General features: G+C 63.9%; 22 protein-coding genes. 10 read left to right on the top strand and 12 right to left on the bottom strand.

From position 1 onward, the window contains the following. Positions 1-45 precede the first annotated feature (45 nt). Positions 46-360 carry a co-chaperone GroES gene (locus NKH73_RS27415; RefSeq protein ID WP_352937587.1) on the bottom strand — a complete coding sequence of 105 codons (315 nt, stop codon included), beginning with the start codon at positions 358-360 and terminating at the stop codon, positions 46-48. A 289-nt stretch (positions 361-649) separates the two neighbouring features. Between NKH73_RS27415 and NKH73_RS27410 the strand changes: the two genes are divergently transcribed. Further along, positions 650-919 carry an usg protein gene (locus NKH73_RS27410; protein ID WP_352937585.1) on the top strand — a complete coding sequence of 90 codons (270 nt, stop codon included), beginning with the start codon at positions 650-652 and terminating at the stop codon, positions 917-919. 51 nt (positions 920-970) lie between these two features. Here NKH73_RS27410 and NKH73_RS27405 read toward each other — a convergent pair whose 3' ends face one another. Next, on the bottom strand, positions 971-1,228 hold the full coding sequence (locus NKH73_RS27405) for a DUF982 domain-containing protein (RefSeq protein WP_352937584.1): 258 nt from the start codon (positions 1,226-1,228) through the stop codon (positions 971-973). 160 nt (positions 1,229-1,388) lie between these two features. After that, the gene (locus NKH73_RS27400; RefSeq protein WP_023799042.1) at positions 1,389-1,607 is read right to left on the bottom strand and encodes a hypothetical protein; all 219 of its coding nucleotides are present in this window, start codon (positions 1,605-1,607) and stop codon (positions 1,389-1,391) included. 36 nt (positions 1,608-1,643) lie between these two features. On the opposite strand from NKH73_RS27400, the gene NKH73_RS27395 reads away from it, so the two are divergent. Genes NKH73_RS27395 through NKH73_RS27385 form a run of 3 tightly spaced genes read left to right on the top strand, consistent with a single transcriptional unit; the run spans position 1,644 to position 2,891 of the window. Continuing rightward, positions 1,644-1,838 carry a hypothetical protein gene (locus tag NKH73_RS27395; RefSeq protein ID WP_352937583.1) on the top strand — a complete coding sequence of 65 codons (195 nt, stop codon included), beginning with the start codon at positions 1,644-1,646 and terminating at the stop codon, positions 1,836-1,838. Positions 1,839-1,840: 2 nt separating this feature from the next. Then, the gene (locus NKH73_RS27390) at positions 1,841-2,305 is read left to right on the top strand and encodes an Hsp20 family protein (RefSeq protein ID WP_352937582.1); all 465 of its coding nucleotides are present in this window, start codon (positions 1,841-1,843) and stop codon (positions 2,303-2,305) included. Between the two features lie 55 nt (positions 2,306-2,360). Further along, positions 2,361-2,891: an Hsp20/alpha crystallin family protein gene (locus tag NKH73_RS27385; protein ID WP_352937581.1), complete on the top strand. Its 531-nt coding sequence runs from the start codon at positions 2,361-2,363 to the stop codon at positions 2,889-2,891. A gap of 47 nt (positions 2,892-2,938) precedes the next feature. Here the strand turns inward: NKH73_RS27385 and NKH73_RS27380 are convergent, their stop codons facing one another. From NKH73_RS27380 to NKH73_RS27345, 8 genes are all read right to left on the bottom strand, one after another. Then, the gene (locus NKH73_RS27380) at positions 2,939-3,124 is read right to left on the bottom strand and encodes a periplasmic heavy metal sensor (protein WP_352937579.1); all 186 of its coding nucleotides are present in this window, start codon (positions 3,122-3,124) and stop codon (positions 2,939-2,941) included. Positions 3,125-3,286: 162 nt separating this feature from the next. After that, positions 3,287-3,604 (bottom strand): hypothetical protein, encoded by a 318-nt coding sequence (locus NKH73_RS27375; protein ID WP_352937578.1) that lies wholly within the window; start codon positions 3,602-3,604, stop codon positions 3,287-3,289. 255 nt (positions 3,605-3,859) lie between these two features. Continuing rightward, complete coding sequence (locus NKH73_RS27370) at positions 3,860-4,756, bottom strand: ribokinase (protein WP_352937577.1); 897 nt, start codon at positions 4,754-4,756, stop codon at positions 3,860-3,862. Next, positions 4,753-5,628 (bottom strand): MurR/RpiR family transcriptional regulator, encoded by an 876-nt coding sequence (locus NKH73_RS27365; RefSeq protein WP_258123232.1) that lies wholly within the window; start codon positions 5,626-5,628, stop codon positions 4,753-4,755. The genes NKH73_RS27370 and NKH73_RS27365 overlap by 4 nt, the downstream gene beginning before the upstream one ends. Then, positions 5,625-6,602: an ABC transporter permease gene (locus NKH73_RS27360; protein ID WP_352937576.1), complete on the bottom strand. Its 978-nt coding sequence runs from the start codon at positions 6,600-6,602 to the stop codon at positions 5,625-5,627. Before NKH73_RS27360 ends, NKH73_RS27365 begins: the two co-directional genes overlap by 4 nt. A gap of 16 nt (positions 6,603-6,618) precedes the next feature. Then, positions 6,619-8,145, bottom strand: a complete 1,527-nt coding sequence (locus tag NKH73_RS27355; protein ID WP_352937574.1) for a sugar ABC transporter ATP-binding protein — start codon at positions 8,143-8,145, stop codon at positions 6,619-6,621. A gap of 71 nt (positions 8,146-8,216) precedes the next feature. Then, positions 8,217-9,275 carry a sugar ABC transporter substrate-binding protein gene (locus NKH73_RS27350; RefSeq protein ID WP_352937572.1) on the bottom strand — a complete coding sequence of 353 codons (1,059 nt, stop codon included), beginning with the start codon at positions 9,273-9,275 and terminating at the stop codon, positions 8,217-8,219. A 44-nt stretch (positions 9,276-9,319) separates the two neighbouring features. Then, positions 9,320-10,309 (bottom strand): TIM barrel protein, encoded by a 990-nt coding sequence (locus NKH73_RS27345; RefSeq protein WP_352937570.1) that lies wholly within the window; start codon positions 10,307-10,309, stop codon positions 9,320-9,322. Positions 10,310-10,607: 298 nt separating this feature from the next. Between NKH73_RS27345 and NKH73_RS27340 the strand changes: the two genes are divergently transcribed. From NKH73_RS27340 to NKH73_RS27315, 6 genes are read left to right on the top strand one after another with little or no spacing between them, the layout of a single operon-like run. Next, the gene (locus NKH73_RS27340; protein WP_352937568.1) at positions 10,608-11,210 is read left to right on the top strand and encodes a CDP-alcohol phosphatidyltransferase family protein; all 603 of its coding nucleotides are present in this window, start codon (positions 10,608-10,610) and stop codon (positions 11,208-11,210) included. Between the two features lie 29 nt (positions 11,211-11,239). Then, a complete protein-coding gene (locus tag NKH73_RS27335) occupies positions 11,240-13,030 on the top strand; it encodes a bifunctional alpha/beta hydrolase/class I SAM-dependent methyltransferase (RefSeq protein ID WP_352937566.1) in 1,791 nt (596 codons plus the stop codon). Positions 13,031-13,032: 2 nt separating this feature from the next. Further along, positions 13,033-14,373, top strand: a complete 1,341-nt coding sequence (locus NKH73_RS27330) for a phosphatase PAP2/dual specificity phosphatase family protein (protein WP_352937564.1) — start codon at positions 13,033-13,035, stop codon at positions 14,371-14,373. Then, positions 14,370-14,804, top strand: a complete 435-nt coding sequence (locus NKH73_RS27325) for a hypothetical protein (protein WP_352937562.1) — start codon at positions 14,370-14,372, stop codon at positions 14,802-14,804. The genes NKH73_RS27330 and NKH73_RS27325 overlap by 4 nt, the downstream gene beginning before the upstream one ends. A gap of 8 nt (positions 14,805-14,812) precedes the next feature. After that, positions 14,813-15,520, top strand: a complete 708-nt coding sequence (locus NKH73_RS27320; protein WP_352937560.1) for a lysophospholipid acyltransferase family protein — start codon at positions 14,813-14,815, stop codon at positions 15,518-15,520. Between the two features lie 23 nt (positions 15,521-15,543). Further along, positions 15,544-16,473 (top strand): phosphatidate cytidylyltransferase, encoded by a 930-nt coding sequence (locus NKH73_RS27315; protein WP_352937558.1) that lies wholly within the window; start codon positions 15,544-15,546, stop codon positions 16,471-16,473. Between the two features lie 195 nt (positions 16,474-16,668). Here NKH73_RS27315 and NKH73_RS27310 read toward each other — a convergent pair whose 3' ends face one another. Continuing rightward, a complete protein-coding gene (locus NKH73_RS27310; protein ID WP_352937556.1) occupies positions 16,669-18,144 on the bottom strand; it encodes a glycoside hydrolase 5 family protein in 1,476 nt (491 codons plus the stop codon). Positions 18,145-18,515: the final 371 nt, after the last annotated feature.

Here is an 18,515-nt window from a genome sequence, read left to right as displayed (position 1 = left end):
ACTCCTTCAAATAGGCAGCTCTTCTTTGACTGATTATGGCCCCGCTCAGGCGGCCTTCTTCAATTCGCCGGCAGCTTCGATCACGCCCAGCACGTCGCTTTCCTTCATGATGAGCAGGTCCTCGCCATTGAGCTTGATCTCAGTGCCCGACCACTTACCGAACAGGATACGATCACCGACCTTGACGTCGAGCGGCTGCAACTGGCCGCTATCGTCGCGCGCGCCGGGACCAGCAGCGATGACTTCGCCTTCCTGCGGCTTCTCCTTGGCAGTGTCAGGAATGATGATGCCGCCGGCGGTCTTCTCGTCGACCTCGATGCGGCGGACCACGATACGGTCATGCAACGGACGGAACGTCATGTTGTTCTCCTCTTGGACAAACAGGTTTTCGAAGGCCCCCCCGGCCAGACCGGCAATACGGTCCGGTGTAGGGTGCGCGACCCTTGCTCAGGCATCGCGCGCATACGAACTAGTTTTGCCGTTTTAGCGTTTCAAGAGCATCGAGAAAAAATTTTAACACTCACCTGATGAGAGTGCCAACGTCCTGTAATTGCTGGCACATCCGCGCCTTTCCGGCATGCCGGCCGGAACCTATGTGGAGTCGTAGCGTTTTTTCGGACCTAGATCTCATTCGAAAGGAAAGCATCACATGACCGGCAGGGATTTTCAGCTTCAGATGCAGGGCTTTGGCCTCACCACGGCCGAGATCCACTACCACCTGCCCGATCATCCAAGCCTGCTGCAACTCTACGTCTGGCAGGAATACGACCTCGCCCCAGACTTCCCGACGCTGAAGGATTTCCTCGACTATTGGGATCGTGAGATCGAAGGCCCGCTGCATTCCGTGCGCGTCGCCCATCACCGTCTGATCCAGCCCTCCGAATGGCGGGCGGTGGACGGCGTCATTACGCTTCATTGATATCGGTGGGGCTGAGAGAGGGCGTTATCCGCGCCGTCGCGCAACGGCCGTTCAGGTGGATTTGCGTCCCCTGACAAGCAGTCCAGCCGTGCGAGCCGCCTTGACGAAGGCGGTACGGGCTTCGCGGGCGGTGCGCCAACCGTCGAGCGCGTCGCGGCAGGCGCGATAGGCTGCGCGCCAGCTCCGGCCGCGCGCCCGTTCCGGCCATTGCTGCATACATTCGATGGCTTCCCAGCTGCTGGCGACCTTGCGCTCTCCGACGGATTGCAGCTTGAGCGTGATCGGCTCGGAAAATGGGACGTCGTTCATCACTTCCTCCTTCTTTCTGTTTAGAGCAAGCAACATGCTCGAATAAGCAGGAGGCGGCCGATGTCCGATCGGCGCCGGTGGACGAGATGGTTCGTCTGCTCGCGCGCTTCAAGAGCTCCCTGCCCAAATCCTTGCCTCCCTGCCCCGACGCAACGGCCGGCTATATGTCGTCATCAGGCGGTTCGAGAAGCCCGATCAGCGTCGCCACCCTTGCCGACGGCAGAGGGCGGCCCTCATTCACCAGCGCCTCATCGGCACCGACCCACGCAAAGGCCTCGCGCAACTCCTCGATCGTCGCGCCGGTCGAGGCGATGTCGGCGATGACGGCGTCGTCCACCGGTCCCAGCACCGAAATGATGTCGTCGCGTGTCATGGTCATGATATCCTCCATGCGGCGTGCCGGCGCGACCCACAAATGAAGGTTGAAACCGGCATTACCAGCTACAATCTGGCAACAAAAAATCTGGCAGCGGGACAGAATCTGGGTCTTGATTTCGAGCTGGCAATAACCAAATCGAAATTGCCGGTTGCCGAATGGGGCCGGCAGAACCCAGGGAGCGCCAAAGCTCTTTGGCGTTCCTCGTACTATGTTGCTCAATGGAGGATGTAGCTATGAGAACCGCATTCGACTTTTCCCCGCTCTATCGGTCGAGCATTGGTTTCGACCGCGTCTTCAACCTGCTGGAAAACGCGCCTCAGGCAGTCGACAGCTGGCCGCCTTATGACATCGAGCGAAGCGACGAGAACACCTATCGCGTGACGATCGCCGTCGCCGGCTTTTCCGAAGACGATCTCGACATCAGCCACGAGCCCAACCTTCTCATCGTCTCGGGCGAGCGCAAGGAACAGGGCGAGGTGGAATATCTGCATCGCGCCCTTCCGGTGCGACCGTTCACACGGCGCTTCGAACTTGCCGATCACGTAACGGTCACCGGCGCCTCGCTCAACACCGGCCTGCTGACGATCGACCTTGTGCGCGAAGTGCCCGAGGAGATGAAGCCGCGTCGCATCACGATCACCGGGGAAAACGGCGCGCCGAAGGCCGGACAGGTTGAGAAGCCGAAGCAGGCCGCCTGAGCGAGGGTGATCTCTGGCGCCGCCTGGCACAACCAGTTGAGAAAGGAGAACATCAATGGCTATTCGTGATCTCATTCCCTGGGGCCGGGAGAACAGTCCGGTGCCCAGTCTCTATCGCGACGATGACCGGGACCCGTTCATGGCGTTGCATCGCGAGATGAACCGCCTGATCGACGACGCTTTCCGCGGTTTCGAAACGCGCATGCCGTCGCTTAGCGGATTTTCGGCGCGCGGCAGCTGGCCGAGCGTTGAAATCTCCGACGGCGAGAAGGAAATCCGCGTGACCGCCGAAATTCCCGGCATGGACGAGAAGGACGTCGAGGTGATGCTCGATGACGGCGTGCTGACGCTGCGTGGCGAGAAGCGCTCCGAGACCGAAGACAAGGACAGGCAGTTCTCCGAGCGGTTCTATGGCCGCTTCGAGCGCCGCATCCCGCTCGGCTACGAGGTCGACGAGGACAAGGTGAACGCCGCCTTCCACAATGGCGTGCTCAGCGTGACGCTGCCGAAGACAGAGCGCGCGCAGGCAAAGGCCAAGCGCATCGCCATCAGCAGCGCCGCCGGTCCCGGCAAGAGCAAACACTAACGACATCAGCAGCCGGACGCGCACGCGCCCGGCTGCGCCAGATATCATCAGCCGCCGGCGGCCGGCTTGGCCTTGACGTTCTTCAGCGCGGTCAGCAGGTAATCCTGCATCGTCGCCTGAAGGTTTGTCGTGGCAGTGCGCACTGCCGCCATCGCGTCCCTCACCGCCGCTTCGTCGAAGGGCGAAGCCTGCTGCACCGCCGCGAGATTGGCCCGCACTCTCGCCAGAGGCACGGTTCAGCCGATGCGCCGGGCCGCGCGCCGGCCGCATATTGAAAGGCCTGCGGAAGCACCGGTAGAGACATCGCTACCGTGGCGTCCCTGACGCCCAGGCAACGGAGCCCGCCGTCCGAAAGGCGGCGGGCTTTGTCGAACTCTATCGGTGCCGAGGCACGCCTACAGAACAGGGCCCAATTCCAGCACCACGAAAGCGGTGACACCCAGCACGACGAGGGCATAGGCCGCATAGAGAACAAGCAGCAAAACTTCAAAATCGCGGAAAACGCCTGTGGTAGCGCTGATCTGTTGCGGCTCTCTTTTCTCGATGAGGTCGACTGCAGGGTGGGCCGCTCGGACGACGACATAGCCAATCCTGTCGTTCTCGGCCGCCTGTAATATCCGTTCCGCGATGTCGAGAGCGATCACCGGATCATCGGCCAGCTGATTGCCCGCTATCCGGTATTCAGTAACAGTCTGGACTTCATGCTCTCTCATGCACGCTTAACCGCGTCATTTAAATTAGGTTCCACTAAAATACCCATGTTTACGACCGACCCGGTCGTCACGTAAACCGGGCGGCAACAATCCTAGGCCGCGAACCCCTACCCCGCGTCCTCCAATTAGATGGCTCTCCATGGGCTGTTACGCATCTGCCGCGTGCCGACGAAGCACCGCAAAGAGCTCCCCGGCGATGTCGAAGCCGCCGGGGCCAGGCGGGAAGGCGCGCGCCCCCCTCTCAGCACCCTTGCCTCAGATCGCCTCGCGCTCCCGTTCCGGCGTAGCGACCAGCAAGGCCGCGGCGGCGTTGGCGGCAGTGATGGCAGCCTCGACCTGAAGCCCGCGGGCAAGGCCCGCCGCGAACGCGCCAACGAACTCGTCGCCGGCGCCATGAGTGCTGACGACCTTCACCGGAATGGCCGCCAGCGCGAACGCCTGACCGTCACGGTCGCAATAGGCGACGCCCTCCCCGCCGGCAGTGACGATCGCGGCCGGGTAGAAATCGATCAGCATGCGTGCCGCCTCGGCAGCACCCTCGAGCGTGTCGACGACCGGAACGCCGGCCAGAAATTCCGCCTCGATAGCGTTAACGATCACGACATCAACCAACGCGACCAATTCGTCCGACAGTTTCCGGGCGGGTGCCGCATTGAGCACGACGCGGCCGCCATGCGCCTTCACCGCCCGCGCTACAGCAACGTTGGCGGCTTCCGGCACCTCGTTCTGCAGCAGCAGCACCGAAGTGTGCGCGATCATTTCTGCCGCCTCTGCGATGTCCTTCGCACCCAAGGTGAGATTACTGCCTGAGACGATCACGGCGCCATAGTCGCCGCCGTCGTCGAAGATCGCCACGCTCATGCCCGAGCCGGCGCCAGGCGCGACCCGTACGAAATGCCGGTCGACGCCGTTGCGGTCGAGATTGTCAAGGAGCGCGCGGCCGAAATCGTCGTCGCCGACCGATCCGATCATCACCGAGCGCACGCCGGCCCGTGCGGCAGACACTGCCTGGTTGCCGCCCTTGCCGCCGCATTTCGGCTGCCAGGCATGGCCAGTGACGGTTTCGCCCTTGCGCGGGCGGTCGGGGGCTTCGACCATGATGTCGTAATGCAGACTGCCGAACACGGTGACCAGCGGTCTCGGCGGCGTCATGTGCCCCTGTCCCGCCGCTTCGACGTCACCGCCGACATGGTGCGGCCGAGATTGCGCTCTGCCGCCTGGTAGTCACGCTGCGCCACTGCCACGAACAGCGCGTCGAGAATGTTGAGCTGGGCGATGCGCGCCGCCGCGTTCTCGCCCATCAGCGGCGAGCCTTGCGCTGTCGAGCACAGCACGATGTCGGCGACTGCGGCCAGCGGTGAGTTGTCATAGTTGGTGATCGCCAGCGTCCGCGCGCCACTCTTGCGGGCGAGATGGATGGCGTCGATGACGGCGCTGGTGTTGCCGGAGTGGGAGAAGCCGACGGCGATGTCGTCGGCGCCGAGCAGCGAGGCCGACATCAGCATCATGTGCGAATCGTCATAGACCGATGCGCGGATGCCGATGCGCAGGAATTTGTGCGAGACGTCGCGCGCGATCTGCGCCGAGCCGCCGACGCCATAGAAATCCCGGTTTTTGGCGCGGTAGAGAAGATCGGCCGCGCGATCGAAATCGTCCATGTCGAGGATGGCGAGCGTCTCCTCCAGTGCCTGGATCGAGGTGCGGAACACTTTTTGGACGATCTCGGCCGAACTGTCGTCGACCGACAGCTCCTGATGCATTTCGGCGGTCGGCAGGCGGCTGTATTCGTAGACGGCGGTGCGGAAATCGCGATAGCCGGAAAAGCCGAGCTTCTTGGCTATCTTGACCACCATCGCCTCCGACACGCCGGCCTCTTCGGCGATCTGCTTGAGCGGAATGGTCTCGTCGAAGCCGCGCCGTCCGAAGACGGTTTCCACCACCTTGGCCTCGAGCGGCGTCAGATGCGGCATCATCATGCGGATCCGCGGTCCTACTGCTTTCAGATCCAGGCTGGTCAAGGTCATCCACGTCCCCTCGTCACGCGATCGATAAGCATCGCGGCGAGGATTATAAGACCAGTTGCCAGCAGCTGATAGAAGGACTGGACATTCATCAGCGTCAGGCCGTTGCGCATGGTGCCGAGGATGACGGCGCCCAGGATGGTGCCGACCACGCTGCCCTTGCCGCCCATCAGCGAGGCGCCGCCGATGGCAGCCGCGGCAATCGCATCGAGCTCCCAGAGGTTGCCGAGAATGGGCTCGGCAGCACCCAGCCGGCCGATCAGGATCTGCGCGGCAAGGGCTGCAAGCAGGCCCGAGATCATATAGGCGGCGATCTTGGTGCGGGCGATCGGCACGCCGGCTATGTAGGCCGCCTCCTCATTGCCGCCGACGGCGAGCAGATATTCGCCGAACGGCGTCTTCTTGAGGATGATCCAGGCGATCAGCGCGACCACGGCCACGATGATGACCGCCAATGGCAATCCAAACAGCGAGCCGTTGAAGATGGCGCGGAAGCCGGCAGGCAGGCCGAGCACGGGATTGCCGCCGGTGTAGATCAGCGCCAGCGCCCGGTAAGTGCTCAGCGTTCCCAGCGTGACGATGAAAGGCTGCAGCCCGACATAGGCGACCAGCACGCCGTTGAGCAGGCCGCAGACGAGGCCGATGGCGAAGCCGGCGGCGATGGCCAGCGGAAACGGCACGCCGGCGACCAGCATCGAGGCAGAGATGACGGCCGAAAGGGCTGCCGTCGGCCCGACGGACAGATCGATGCCGCCCGAGATAATCACCAGCGTCATGCCCAGCGCCAGGCAGGCGTTGATGCTCGATTGCTGAAGGATGTTGATCAGGTTGCGCTCGGCAAAGAAGCCAGGGACCAGCGCACCGAAGACGGCGAGGATCACCACCAGGCCGATCAGCGTGCCGGCGTCGCGCACGGAAAACCGGTGCAGGAAATCCGCCCGTGGGGGCGCTGCTGTGTGTTCAGTTATATCAGTCATCCGCTGGTCCTGTCCGTTATGCATCGGCTCGATGGCCTTGCGCCTTGCCGGCCTGAATCTCCGATTGGGGTATTGCGTGTGCCGCGATCGCCTGTTCGCTGAGATCAGCCCGGCCGAGTTCGGCCGCGACCGTGCCATCGCGCATGACCAGCACGCGGTCGGCGAGCCGGATCACCTCGGGAAGCTCGGACGACACGACGATTACCGAATGGCCTTCGGCGGCGAGCTCCTCGATCAAGTGATAGATCTCCGCCTTGGCACCGACATCGATGCCGCGCGTCGGCTCGTCGAACAGCAGAATGCGCGTTCCCGCCGCCAGCCAGCGCCCGATAATCGCCTTCTGCTGGTTGCCGCCGCTGAACAGCCGGATCGGCCGGTCGAGCAGGAACGGCCTGAGATTGACCCGCTTCATCTTCTCGGCCGCGACCCGTTTCAGCCTGGTGTGATCGATGACGCCGCGCGGCGCGAACACGCCCATCGATGCCAGCGCCATATTGCTGGAGATCGAGCGCAGCGGCACGATGCCTTCGCGTTTGCGCTCCTCCGGCACCAGGCCGATACCGGCGGCGATGGCATCGCGCGGACTGGAAAGTTTTACCGCCTTGCCGTCGATCTCGACCGCACCTGATGAGGCGCGGTCGGCGCCGGCCAGCAGCCGCAGCAGTTCGGTGCGGCCCGAGCCGACCAGGCCGGCAATGCCCAGCACCTCGCCGCGATGCAGGTCGAACGAGACGTCATGGACCTTGGTCGGCGAGGCGAGGCCGCGAACGCTCAACCTGACCTCGCTGGAGGTGTGCGAGCGGTGCTGTTCCTGGGCAAGCTCGCGGCCGACCATCATCGAAACGACGGCCTTTTCCGACACCTGCGCAAGATCCACGGACCCGACCACGACGCCGTCGCGCATGATGGTGGCTCGTTGGCAGATACCGAACACCTCGTTTAGCTTGTGCGAGACATAGACGACCGCGACACCGTCGCGGGCCAGGCCGGCAATGACTTCGGCCAGGCGCTCGAATTCTTTCGGCGTCAGGCTCGATGTCGGCTCGTCCATCGCCACGATGCGCGCACGATCGAGCAGCGCCCGGGCGATCTCGACGATCTGCCGCTGCGCGACCTTCAGGCTGCCGAGCGGCGCTGCCGGATCGATCGTTGGGTCGATGGCCGCAAGGGCTTCCGCAGCGCGGCGTTCCTGCTCGCGCCGTGCGACGAAGATGCCGCCGCGCGTCAGCGGATGGCCGAGGAACATGTTCTGGGCGACGCTGAGGTGCGGCACCTGCTGCAATTCCTGATGGATCATGGCGACGCCCGCGGCGCGTGCGGCGACCGGATTGTTCAGCGTCACCGGCTTGCTGTCGATCAGCACGCTTCCCGCCGTCGGCCTGTAGACCCCCGACAGGATGCGCAGCAGCGTCGACTTGCCGGCGCCGTTCTCACCGAGCAGGCCATGAATTTCGCCGCCGCCGACCGAAAAGGACACACCAGAGAGTGCCCGCACAGCCGGAAATACCTTGGAAATGCCCTCGAATTGCAGCCGGGGTGACATGGGTTCTATTCTCCGGGCAGGGGTGCCAGCCGTGAGCAATAATGCTCTGGCCGGCACCTGTCCTTGTGCCCTTAGTTGCCCGCTGCCGCATCCTCGAGCAGCGCCTTGCGCACGGCCTCGCCGGCACCGGAATAACGGTCGGCGTTGTCCTTGGTGATCAGCGCCTGCGGTGTGGCGACGACCCGCGGCAGCTTTTGCCCGGCCACCAGTCGCAGCGCCGATTCCAGCGCCACCTCGCCGGTCAAAACCGGGAAGCTGTCGACGGTGCCGGTCAGCTCGCCGGCGCGGATCGAGGCGTAAGCGTCGGAGATGCCGTCGGTGCCGAAGACGGCGACCTTGTCCTGCAAGCCGGCGGCCTTGACCGCCTCGACGATGCCCAGTGCCATACCGTCATTGTTGGCATAGAAGCCGATCAGGTCGGGATGCTGCTGCAGGATGTTGGTGGCCGCGTCGTAGGAGGTCTGGCGATCCCAGTTGCCGGGGACGCTGGCGACGACCTCGAATTTGCCAGCTTCGGTGATCGTGCTTTTGAAGCCGTCGGTGCGCTGGACGGCGGCATAGACGCCGGCCTGGCCTTCGACGATGGCGACCTTGCCGCCGTCCGGCCGGTTCTTGATGAACCATTTGGCGACGCGCACACCATTGTCGCGCTGGACATTGCCGACATAGTGCTCGGCCTGCGGGATGACCGCGTCATTGACGTTGACCACCGGCACGTTGGCGGCCTTGGCCTGTTCTATGATCGGCTGCAGATTGGAGTCGGTCTGCGGCGAGACGAGCAGCACGTTGTAGCCCTGTGTGACCAGGCCTTCGGCGATGGTGAGCTGGCCGAGCTGGTCGCCCTCGCTCTGCGCCGCCTGGTAGACGACCGGAACAGCGACACGGTCGCCGAACGACTTGTAGCCCTCACCCAGCGAGCGCCAGTATTCGTTGGTCAGCGTCTTGGAGACAGCGCCGGCCTTGGTACCGTCGGGTAGCTTGGGAAACGCACCGAACTTGGCCTCGAGCTGCGACCAGTCGATGCGATCCTTCTCGGTGTCGGAATTGAGCGGCGCGAGATCCGCGGAAAAAGCGGAGCCGATGGACAGCGCCATCAGGGCAGCGGTGGCGGTGGCAAGCAGAAATTTCATGGTCTTTCCTCCCTTGTTGAAAAATGGTCTATGCCGCCGGAGCCTCAGCTGTCCGGTCCGAGCATGGCTTCCTGGATGATGGCCTGCGACGCGACCGCGTCCTGACGGTCGATGGCGGTGGACAGGCGGTTGTCCTTTTCCAGCCGATCGACGACGCGCAGCATGCGCTTGACGGTTGCGATGTTGACTTCGCATTCGTGGACCGGATCGAGTCCGGTCATGTCGGGGAACGTGTCGAAGTAGATGGCGCCGGCGTAGCCGTCGCGGCGGATCTGCCTGAGCAGCTCGATCGTCTGCAGCGTGTGCACTGCGCCGACCATCAGGCCGTCGTCGCGCTTGGCGTAGCCATCGTTGAGATGCACGCCGAGCAGCTTGCTATGGCGCGTCACGAGTGCTGCGGCAAAGGCCGGCTGCTCGTCGGCATAGAGCACATGGGCGAAATCGAGCGTCACGCCGAGATTGGGCAGCCCGATCTCGCGGATCGCCAGCAATGTTGTCGCCGCGTCGGGCATCAGGCTATAGGAGCGTGGCTCGTTGGGCTTGTATTCCAGGCTGATCTGGCAATCGGGATCATGCGATGCAACTTCACGAATTCCATCGATTTCGCGTTGCCACAGTGTCGCGTAATCGGCCTGGAAGGCATAGTCGAAGCCATCCTGCCCGAGCCACAGCGTCATCAGATTGGCGCCGGCCTGACGCGCTGCGTCGATGCCGGCCTTGGTCAGGTCGATGGCTTCGCGGCGAACAGCGGGATCGGGATTGGTGAACGCGCCGAGCTTGAAGGCCGGATTGGAGTAGTAGCGCATGGCGAAGCCATTGATCGAAAGCCCGACATTGCTCAGCTTCCGTGCCATTTCCGCAGGTTTTTCATCGACATGATCGGGAAAATTGAGGTCGAGGTCGGTCAACCCGGCAACCTTCGCCGCACGCGCCGCCATCTGCAGCATCGACGGCTTGCCGACAAGATCCGGCCACTCGGCCTGTGGCCGCGAGGCAAAGGAATTCAGGCGCGTGGCGAAACGATTGGCTGTCATGGATGACCCTTTGGTGAACATAACTTCACATATTTACAAATATCTGTAAAGTTCTTATTCGAGAAATGAACCATCCGCTGCGACCAAGCGGCGAACGCTGTTTCGATCCGGCATGATAGCGGCCGTAGACGCGCTCGGCCTCGAAGCGGTGGCCACGCCGGAACTTTAGGGCTTAGCTCTCAAATGATCAGTTCGGCGCCACCGATCGTAACCATGTACAACCGCTCGCAGCCCTTGCGTCTCGGGCGTCAATTGATCATCGTCGTTGGCACTATGTTGTGGCCGGGGGGTTCCGCACATGCCAACACTTTATGCGCTGAAACCGGCGTTCCAGGCCAAGCTGCGGCCGCTCGCCGACCGGCTGGCCGTGGCCGGCGTCACCGCCAACCAGATAACCTTGCTGGCCGCCGCGTTATCGGTCGCCACCGGCATTCTGGTCGCGGCCCTTGCCGGCCATCGCATGGTCTTTCTGCTGATGCCGGTAGTGCTGTTTGCGCGCATGGCGCTGAACGCCATCGACGGCATGCTGGCGCGGGAGCATGGTCAGGCCTCGAAGCTCGGCATGTACCTCAACGAACTCTGCGACGTCATTTCGGACCTCGCGCTGATCCTGGCCTTTGCCGCCATCTTCCCAACCTGGGGCGTCGTCGCTTTCGCCATCGCGGCGATCATCGTGGAGTTCACCGGCGTGCTCGGCATAGCGGCGGGCACGGGGCGCAATTATGCCGGGCCGTTCGGCAAGAGCGACCGGGCGCTGGCGCTCGGCATCATCGCCTCCCTCATTGCCTGCGGACTGTGGATCGCGGCGATCGCGCCGTTTGTGTTTCCGGCAATGGCTACACTCTCGCTGGTGACCGCCATCAACCGGATACGCAGCGGCCTTAACGGGAGCGGCGACTGAAATTCCGGTCGCGTCCGCCAGGGGAAACCATGCTTCACGAACAGACGATCGCCGCCGCCGCGGCTTTGTCAAACCTCAAGCGGGTGGGGCAGGAGCGCGCCTTCAAGAGCCATGACGGCACCGAGATATTCTACCGCTACTGGCCGGCTGTCGGGCAATCCGCCAAGGGCGCGGTTCTGCTGTTCCACCGCGGCCACGAGCATGGCGGCCGCATGGCGCATCTGGTCGACGAACTCGACATGCCCGACCATGCCTTCTACGCCTGGGACGCGCGCGGCAATGGCCGCTCGGCCGGCGAGCGCGGTTACGCGCCGTCCTTTGCCGCACTTGTGCGCGACATCGATTGCTTCGTGCGGGAGATCGGCAAGGATGGTTTTGGCCAGCGTGACATCGCGCTGATCGCGCAATCCTTCGGCGCCGTGCTCGCCGCCGCCTGGGTGCATGATTATGCGCCGCAGATTCGCGCTTTGGTGCTGGCCTCGCCGGCCTTCTCGGTCAAGCTCTACGTGCCCTTCGCCAAGCAAGGGATTGCGCTGTGGCAGAAGATCAAGGGGCGCTTCTTCGTCAATTCCTACGTCAAGGCCAAGTTCCTGACGCATGATCCCGAGCGCATTGCCTCCTTCGAGGCCGATCCGCTGATCACGCGGCCGATCGCTTCCAACATCCTGGTCGAGCTCTACGACCACGCCGCGCGTATCGTCTCGGATGCCCGCGCCATCACCGTGCCGACGCAATTGCTGATCTCGGGCAGCGACTGGGTGGTGCGGCACGCACCGCAGCACGAATTCTTCGTCAATCTCGCCAGCCCGGCCAAGGAACGGCATGTGCTGCCCGGCTTCTTCCACGACACGCTGGGCGAACGCGACCGAAAGCAGGCCCTCGACCTGATCCGGCCGTTCCTCGAAAAGCAGGTCGCGACGCCGGAGAAGCAACTCGACCTGACCGCGGCCGATCGCGCCGGCTACACGCGCGACGAGGCCGACCGGCTGGCTTCGCCGTTGTCCCTGTTGTCACCGAAGCACCTGTACTGGGGCATGAGCCGCGCCTCGATCCGCATGGGCGCCTGGCTGTCGTCGGGCATGAAGACGGGGATCGCCACCGGCTTCGATTCCGGCTCGACGCTCGACTATGTCTACGAGAACGAGGCGCGGGGTCACACTCCGCTTGGCCGCATGATCGACCGCACCTTTCTCGAGGCCATCGGCTGGCGCGGCATCCGCCAGCGCAAGCTGCATCTCGAAGAGCTGATCGGCGGCGCCGTCGCCGAACTGAAAGCTACCGGCCGGCCGGTCAATATCGTCGATATCGCCGCCGGCCATGGCCGCTACGTGCTCGACGCTGTCGCCAAATGTCCTGAACCGCCGGCCAGCGTGCGGCTGCAGGATTTCTCCGACCTCAACGTGTCGCTCGGCCAAAAGCTGATCGCCGACCGCAAGCTGCCGGGAACCATCTCGTTCCACCAGGCCGACGCCTTCGACGCCAAAATGCTTGCCGGGCTTGATCCCGCGCCGGACCTCGCCATTGTCTCCGGGCTGTACGAATTGTTTGCCGACAACACCATGATCGCCCGCTCGCTCGGTGGGCTGGCCAAGGCGATGCAGCCCGGCAGCCTGCTTCTCTACACCAACCAGCCCTGGCATCCGCAGCTCGAAATGATCGCCCGCAGCCTGACCTCGCATCGCGGCGGCCAGGCCTGGGTGATGCGGCGTCGCACGCAAGGCGAGATGGACCAGTTGGTGACGGCAGCCGGCTTCGAAAAACTAGACCAGCGCATCGACCAATGGGGCATCTTCACCGTTTCCGTCGCGCGGCGCGTCTGAGCATGGTCGTGCCTATCTTTGGCGCCGCCGCTGCCACTTCTGCCCCCGCACGCGAGCCGTACGCCGGAATCGTGTTGCGGGCGGCATTGTGGCTGGCGTTTCTGGCGCCGTTCTTTTACGCGACCTATGGCTTCGCCAACTGGCTGGCGTCGCAGCGGGACGATGTCGGCAGCATCGTCTTCGCCTGGGAGCGCTCCCTCCCGTTCATCGCCTGGACCATCGTGCCCTACTGGTCGATCAACCTGTTCTACGGCCTGTCGCTGCTGTTGAATGGTTCCAAGAGCGGTGTCGACCGTCTCGCCGGCCGCTATCTCACCGCGCAGATCATCGCCGTCGCCTGCTTCATCTTGTTCCCGCTGACGGCGACCTTCGTGCGGCCGCAAACATCGGGCCTGCCGGGCTTCATGTTCGCGGTGCTCGGCGGCTTCGACAAGCCGTTCAACCAGGCGCCGTCGCTGCACATTGCGCTGGTGGTCATCATCTGGGATCACTGGCGCCATCGGCTCAAAGGTATGGCCAGCATTATCTGGCATGCCTGGTGTTTGCTGATCGGCGCCTCGGTGCTGACGACATGGCAGCATCATGTCATCGATATCCCGACCGGCGCGCTGCTTGGCTTTTTCGCGCTGTGGCTGTTCCCGCGCAACGGCGAATTGCCGTTCGCCGGCTTTCACCTGGCGACCGACGCCAGGGCCAGGCGGTTGGCTCGGTTCTACACGCTTGGCGCAGCCTTGGCACTGGCCGGCGCCGTTGCCGGCACCTTCGTCTCGGCGCTGTGGCTCATCCTTTTGTGGCCCGCGCTGGCGCTGGCCATCGTCGCCTTCGCCTATGCCGGGGCCGGCGCCAAAGTGTTTCAGAAAGCGGCCGACGGCCGCGTCTCGCTGGCCAGCCGGATTTTGCTGCTGCCTTACCGGCTTGGCGCCAGGATCAATGTATCGATATGGACGCGCAAGCTGCCGGCGCAGATCGCGGTTGCCGACGGCGTCTTCCTCGGCCGCTTTCCGACAGCTGCTGAGGCCGACACTTTCGGCACGGTGGTCGACCTTGCCGGCGAACTGGAAAGGCCGCGCGGCGTGACCTGTCGCTGGACGAGTGTCGCCATGGTCGATCTCTTGCCGCCGCCGCCGGAGGCGCAAGCGCAAGCGGTGGCGGCGATCGAAGCCGCTCGCAGCCACGGCACCGTGCTGGTCTGCTGCGCGCTCGGTTTCCAGCGCAGCGCCGGCACCGTCGCCGAATGGCTGGTTGCCACCGGCCGCTCGCCGACGCCGGCGCAGGCGCACAAGCGGCTCGCGGCATCGGGCCGGCCGGTGCATCTTCACATCGGGGTGGACGAGCCGGCATGAAAAGCGACGCCTATCAGGACAGGGCCGAGGCGTTCGCAGCCGGGCTGATGGTGCAGGCGGCGTGGCCGATTCTGCTGCTGGCGGCCGCCTTGATGGCAGCGCCGATCATTGGCGCGGTGGCCGGGCCGCAGGCAGCGCCCATAGCGGCCGCGGCCTGGCTGATCGCGGCGGCGAGCGCGGCGGCCACCCTCGCCTACTCTGCTTTGCTTGTCTTCGACGCATTGCTGTTCCGGCTGATGGCGAGCCACGCCAGCGAGGCCGCAGCCGGAGCCGCGGTCGACGAGGTGCTGGCGCGCATGCGGCTGAAACCTCCCTCTGCCGGCGGCCGCTCGCTCGACCGGCGCATGGCGGGCACCCAGCGCCTGCTGGCCAGGCAGCGCATCGCGATCGGCCTGTTCGGGGCGGCGTCCCTCGTCGCGGCCTTTATCTGAGCCAGCCGATGAGCAAGCTCGGCACTCGCACCTTCACCTTGCTGCAGACCGTGACCTCGGTAGGCCTGTCGGCGCTGGCTTGGGCGGTGACCGGCGTGCGGCCGATCTGGAACGGCAGCCAGCCGTCTGACCGGCAGCGCATCTACTTCGCCAACCATGCCAGCCACGGCGACTTCATCCTGCTGTCGGCCTGCCTCAGTGAGAAGGAGCGCGCCCGCACCCACGCGGTCGCGGCCGCCGACTATTGGGGAAAATCGCGGCTGCGCCGTTTCATCGCGCAGGACATGCTGTCCTCCGTGCTCATTCACCGGCAGTGGACCGATGAGGCGCAGAATCCGATTTCGATCATGCTGTCGGTGCTCGACGAGGGTCATTCGCTGATCGTCTTTCCCGAAGGCACGCGCAACATGACCGACCAGCCGCTGCTGCCGTTCCGTTCCGGCCTCTACAATCTGTCGATGGCGCGGCCCGACGTCGAACTCATCCCGTGCTGGATCGAGAACATGTCGCGTGTGCTGCCCAAGGGTCAGTTCGTGCCGGTGCCGCTGCTTTGCCGCGTCGTCTTCGGCGCGCCGATCGCGATTGCGCCCGGCGAGGAACGCCGCGCGTTTCTCGACCGCGCCCGCCAAACACTGCTTGCGCTGAACCCCCGCCCGCCAGCGCATGATGCGGAAAAGTGGAATCCGGTTTTCCGAAAACCATCATGCGACCCCTAAGAGACGACTAGAACAACATGCCAATGCACGAAACCCTTATTCTGGTTGTGGGCCTCGCTGCGGTGCTGACCACGGCAAGCCTGGTCGCCGGCATTCTGTCGTGGCGCGCGGCGAAGCCGCTGTCCCCGACGCTGATCAACCTCAACCAGCGCATCAATGCCTGGTGGGTGATGGTGGTGGCGATCACCGTCGCCTTCTTCTTCGGCCGCTCCGGCATGACCATCCTGTTCGCGCTGATCTCGTTTGCGGCGCTGCGCGAATTCGTGACTTTGACGCACAGCCGCCGCAGCGACCACTGGGTGCTGCTCGGCATGTTCGGCATCATCATCCCGTTCCAGTACTGGCTGGTATGGACCGCCTGGTACGGCCTCTTCACCATCTTCATCCCGGTTTACTGCTTTCTGCTGATGCCGGCGATCACTGCGCTGCACGGCGACACCGAACGCTTTCTCGAGCGCGTCTCGGCGCAGCAATGGGCCGTCATGATCTCGGTCTACTGCGTCAGCCACGTGCCGGCGCTGCTGACACTCGAGGTGGCCGGTTTCGAGGGCCGCAATCTGTTGCTGATCGCATTCCTGATCATCACCGTGCAAGGCAGCGACGTGCTGCAATACATCTTCGGCAAGCTGTTCGGCAGGCATCTGATGTCGCCGAAGGTGTCGCCGTCGAAAACCTGGGAGGGCCTGGTCGGCGGGCTGGCGACGTCTAGCCTGCTTGGCGCTTTGCTGTCGTTCCTGACGCCGTTCTCGCCGCTTGAAGCAGCGGCCGTCGCCTTCATCGCTTGCCTGATGGGATTCCTTGGCGGGCTGGTCGCCTCCGCCATCAAGCGCGATCAGGGGGTGAAGGATTGGGGCCATCTGATCGAGGGTCATGGCGGCATGATGGACCGCGCCGACAGCCTGGTCTTCGCCGCCCCGGTGTTCTTCCATACTGTGCGCTATTTCTGGACGTGACAGCGAACTGCAGCCTTATTTTGCAGCCGCAAGCGGCGCTTTCTTGGCGGCCGGCGCTGGCGGCGCATGCGGCGCCGGCAGCAACCTTGAGCGCAACGGCGGACCGCTGACCCTACGCCTTCCGAGTCTTGCCGCAGGTCGTGAGAGATGTCTCCCGTGGCTCTGCTTGGATCAACAGGACCGCGGATGAAATAATTATGGCGCGGCCAGAACGCCCCGGCGGATGGCAAGGGCGACATCGGCGGAGAACGGCGGCACATCAAGCTTCAGCCAGCCGTCCGAATTTGCTTGCCATTCCGCCATTTGCCTGCCGGCCGCGGTATCCCAGGCGATGACACGATAGCTGCCGCGAGCCAACCCGGGCAGCTCCAAGGCGGCCGGCACCGGCTCGGCGCCGGCGCGAAGCATGCCGTTTCGCCCGATCGTGTCGCGGCGAACCAGCCAGACCACTGCCTGGGAATCGTCACCGCAGGCAACAGCCGCGGCGTCGGGACCGGAAACCCGCATCTTGTTGCCGAGATGGGCACGCCGGAACGAAGCCCAGTCGATCAGAGGGAGGAAATCGGCCAGCGAACGCTGCGCCCGCCGCATGCCGGGGGTGAGCGCATGCGGGGTGCGGTTTGGCCACCGCATGCCGCCACCCGCGCCCCCCGCTGCCAGGTGAGCCCATTGCAAATGGCGGAAATATTCATCATCGAAAGGTTCCGGAAGCGTGATCTTCCTGTCCTTGAACGAGTGGATCGGGCCGTGCTCGGAATCGAGAAAAGGGCGGCCATCATGGATTTCGCCGAGCGCCTCTCCGACGATCCGCGCCATGCCGAGCGCCGGCGCTACCGTGTCGCTCGGGTCGTCGATCGTGCCCTCCTCGTAGAGATGGAGGGAGGCGAAGTCGAGGTCTGAGTGGCGGAAGATCGGCCCCGGCAACGGCATGTGGGGCCGCCAGCGAAGCTCAGGTCCGAACAGCGAGACGGTCTGCGGGTGAGAGCGGCCGTAAAGTGACGTTTCCAGCCGACGCACAAATTCGCTGAGATCATGGATGAAGGCGCCGAAGCCATCTGCGGAGCCCTGAGCCTGCTCGGGATGGATCTCGTTCCAGAGGTCCCATGCGAAGAGGGCTCCGCTGCCGCTCCATCTGCGAACCACGAATTCCAGCCTTGCCTTGATTGCGCGGCGCGTCTCGGCGCAGACGAGGAATCGCGACGGGTGGTCCAGCACGCCTCCGTTATCGCGGTTGTAAGGGTGGTGGCGCCAGTGGAGCCACTGCCAGAACGTATCAAAGGGGGTGAGCAGGATTCTTAAGCCCTGTCTTTCGCAAAGACGAAAGAGGTCGTCCCACAATTGAACCATAGCCGGCACGACGCGGCCCTGCGGCTTCTCGAAGTAGCGGTGGCGAACCTGGGCATATTCCAGCATCAGCCTGAGGCAGGTGACACCGCTTTCCTTCAGCCAACGGAGATGATTTTCCACGCCGGCCATATCGGCGCGCCGGAACAGGCCATTGAGTTCGGGCCAGCTTACCGCATCGTTCTGCCCGATCGGCGTCCATGCCTCGCCGTCCTCGGTGGCGAAATAGGAACCGGCTACCTTGATCCAAGGCAGGCCGGCAGCCGATCTCGGCGCAGAGTCCTCCACTCCCCCGACCAGCGGTATCGCCAATCTAATATCGTTCAAAGGCATGCCCCGAATTTGGTTCCCGGAGCGCTATAACTGTCATGGTGGCAAAATGTTTCGCCGGGCTTTGCAGGCCAATGGACCTTCTCTTTCTTTCCACTCAGGCTCTTCTTGGAAAGCCATGAATTGCTCAACGGCTCCCTCGGCAGGGTTGATCCCCAGGTAATCCAGGTCGCTCTATCCTGACGAGGAGCGCAGGGGTGCATCAGGCTGGCCAATGACATCAACGCCGATTTTTGTGGCGTAGGCATGCTTCGCCAGGGAAACTGGCGCGATAATAGCGATAGTGAAGAGGAGACCGCCCGGCGCAGTCTGGTCTACCCAACTACGCGGTATCGCTCTCCGGGGTGATCAAGCCAGGACGCGAGCAT

The organism is Mesorhizobium sp. M0938 (genome assembly GCF_040319125.1).
Lineage (GTDB): Bacteria > Pseudomonadota > Alphaproteobacteria > Rhizobiales > Rhizobiaceae > Mesorhizobium > Mesorhizobium robiniae.
Note: the sequence above shows the minus strand (reverse complement) of the source record. Positions and strands in the feature narration are given on the sequence as shown.

Excerpts from the sequence above, each read along its gene's own strand:
- NKH73_RS27365 (WP_258123232.1), bottom strand. The coding sequence starts at position 5,628 with ATGACCTTGACCAGCCTGGATCTGAAAGCAGTAGGACCGCGGATCCGC.
- NKH73_RS27405 (WP_352937584.1), bottom strand. The coding sequence starts at position 1,228 with ATGAACGACGTCCCATTTTCCGAGCCGATCACGCTCAAGCTGCAATCC.
- NKH73_RS27325 (WP_352937562.1), top strand. The coding sequence starts at position 14,370 with ATGAAAAGCGACGCCTATCAGGACAGGGCCGAGGCGTTCGCAGCCGGG.
- NKH73_RS27385 (WP_352937581.1), top strand. The coding sequence starts at position 2,361 with ATGGCTATTCGTGATCTCATTCCCTGGGGCCGGGAGAACAGTCCGGTG.
- NKH73_RS27330 (WP_352937564.1), top strand. The coding sequence starts at position 13,033 with ATGGTCGTGCCTATCTTTGGCGCCGCCGCTGCCACTTCTGCCCCCGCA.
- NKH73_RS27340 (WP_352937568.1), top strand. The coding sequence starts at position 10,608 with ATGCCAACACTTTATGCGCTGAAACCGGCGTTCCAGGCCAAGCTGCGG.
- NKH73_RS27400 (WP_023799042.1), bottom strand. The coding sequence starts at position 1,607 with ATGACCATGACACGCGACGACATCATTTCGGTGCTGGGACCGGTGGAC.
- NKH73_RS27395 (WP_352937583.1), top strand. The coding sequence starts at position 1,644 with ATGAAGGTTGAAACCGGCATTACCAGCTACAATCTGGCAACAAAAAAT.
- NKH73_RS27415 (WP_352937587.1), bottom strand. The coding sequence starts at position 360 with ATGACGTTCCGTCCGTTGCATGACCGTATCGTGGTCCGCCGCATCGAG.
- NKH73_RS27370 (WP_352937577.1), bottom strand. The coding sequence starts at position 4,756 with ATGACGCCGCCGAGACCGCTGGTCACCGTGTTCGGCAGTCTGCATTAC.
- NKH73_RS27335 (WP_352937566.1), top strand. The coding sequence starts at position 11,240 with ATGCTTCACGAACAGACGATCGCCGCCGCCGCGGCTTTGTCAAACCTC.
- NKH73_RS27350 (WP_352937572.1), bottom strand. The coding sequence starts at position 9,275 with ATGAAATTTCTGCTTGCCACCGCCACCGCTGCCCTGATGGCGCTGTCC.
- NKH73_RS27360 (WP_352937576.1), bottom strand. The coding sequence starts at position 6,602 with ATGACTGATATAACTGAACACACAGCAGCGCCCCCACGGGCGGATTTC.
- NKH73_RS27390 (WP_352937582.1), top strand. The coding sequence starts at position 1,841 with ATGAGAACCGCATTCGACTTTTCCCCGCTCTATCGGTCGAGCATTGGT.
- NKH73_RS27345 (WP_352937570.1), bottom strand. The coding sequence starts at position 10,309 with ATGACAGCCAATCGTTTCGCCACGCGCCTGAATTCCTTTGCCTCGCGG.
- NKH73_RS27315 (WP_352937558.1), top strand. The coding sequence starts at position 15,544 with ATGCACGAAACCCTTATTCTGGTTGTGGGCCTCGCTGCGGTGCTGACC.
- NKH73_RS27410 (WP_352937585.1), top strand. The coding sequence starts at position 650 with ATGACCGGCAGGGATTTTCAGCTTCAGATGCAGGGCTTTGGCCTCACC.
- NKH73_RS27320 (WP_352937560.1), top strand. The coding sequence starts at position 14,813 with ATGAGCAAGCTCGGCACTCGCACCTTCACCTTGCTGCAGACCGTGACC.
- NKH73_RS27355 (WP_352937574.1), bottom strand. The coding sequence starts at position 8,145 with ATGTCACCCCGGCTGCAATTCGAGGGCATTTCCAAGGTATTTCCGGCT.
- NKH73_RS27375 (WP_352937578.1), bottom strand. The coding sequence starts at position 3,604 with ATGAGAGAGCATGAAGTCCAGACTGTTACTGAATACCGGATAGCGGGC.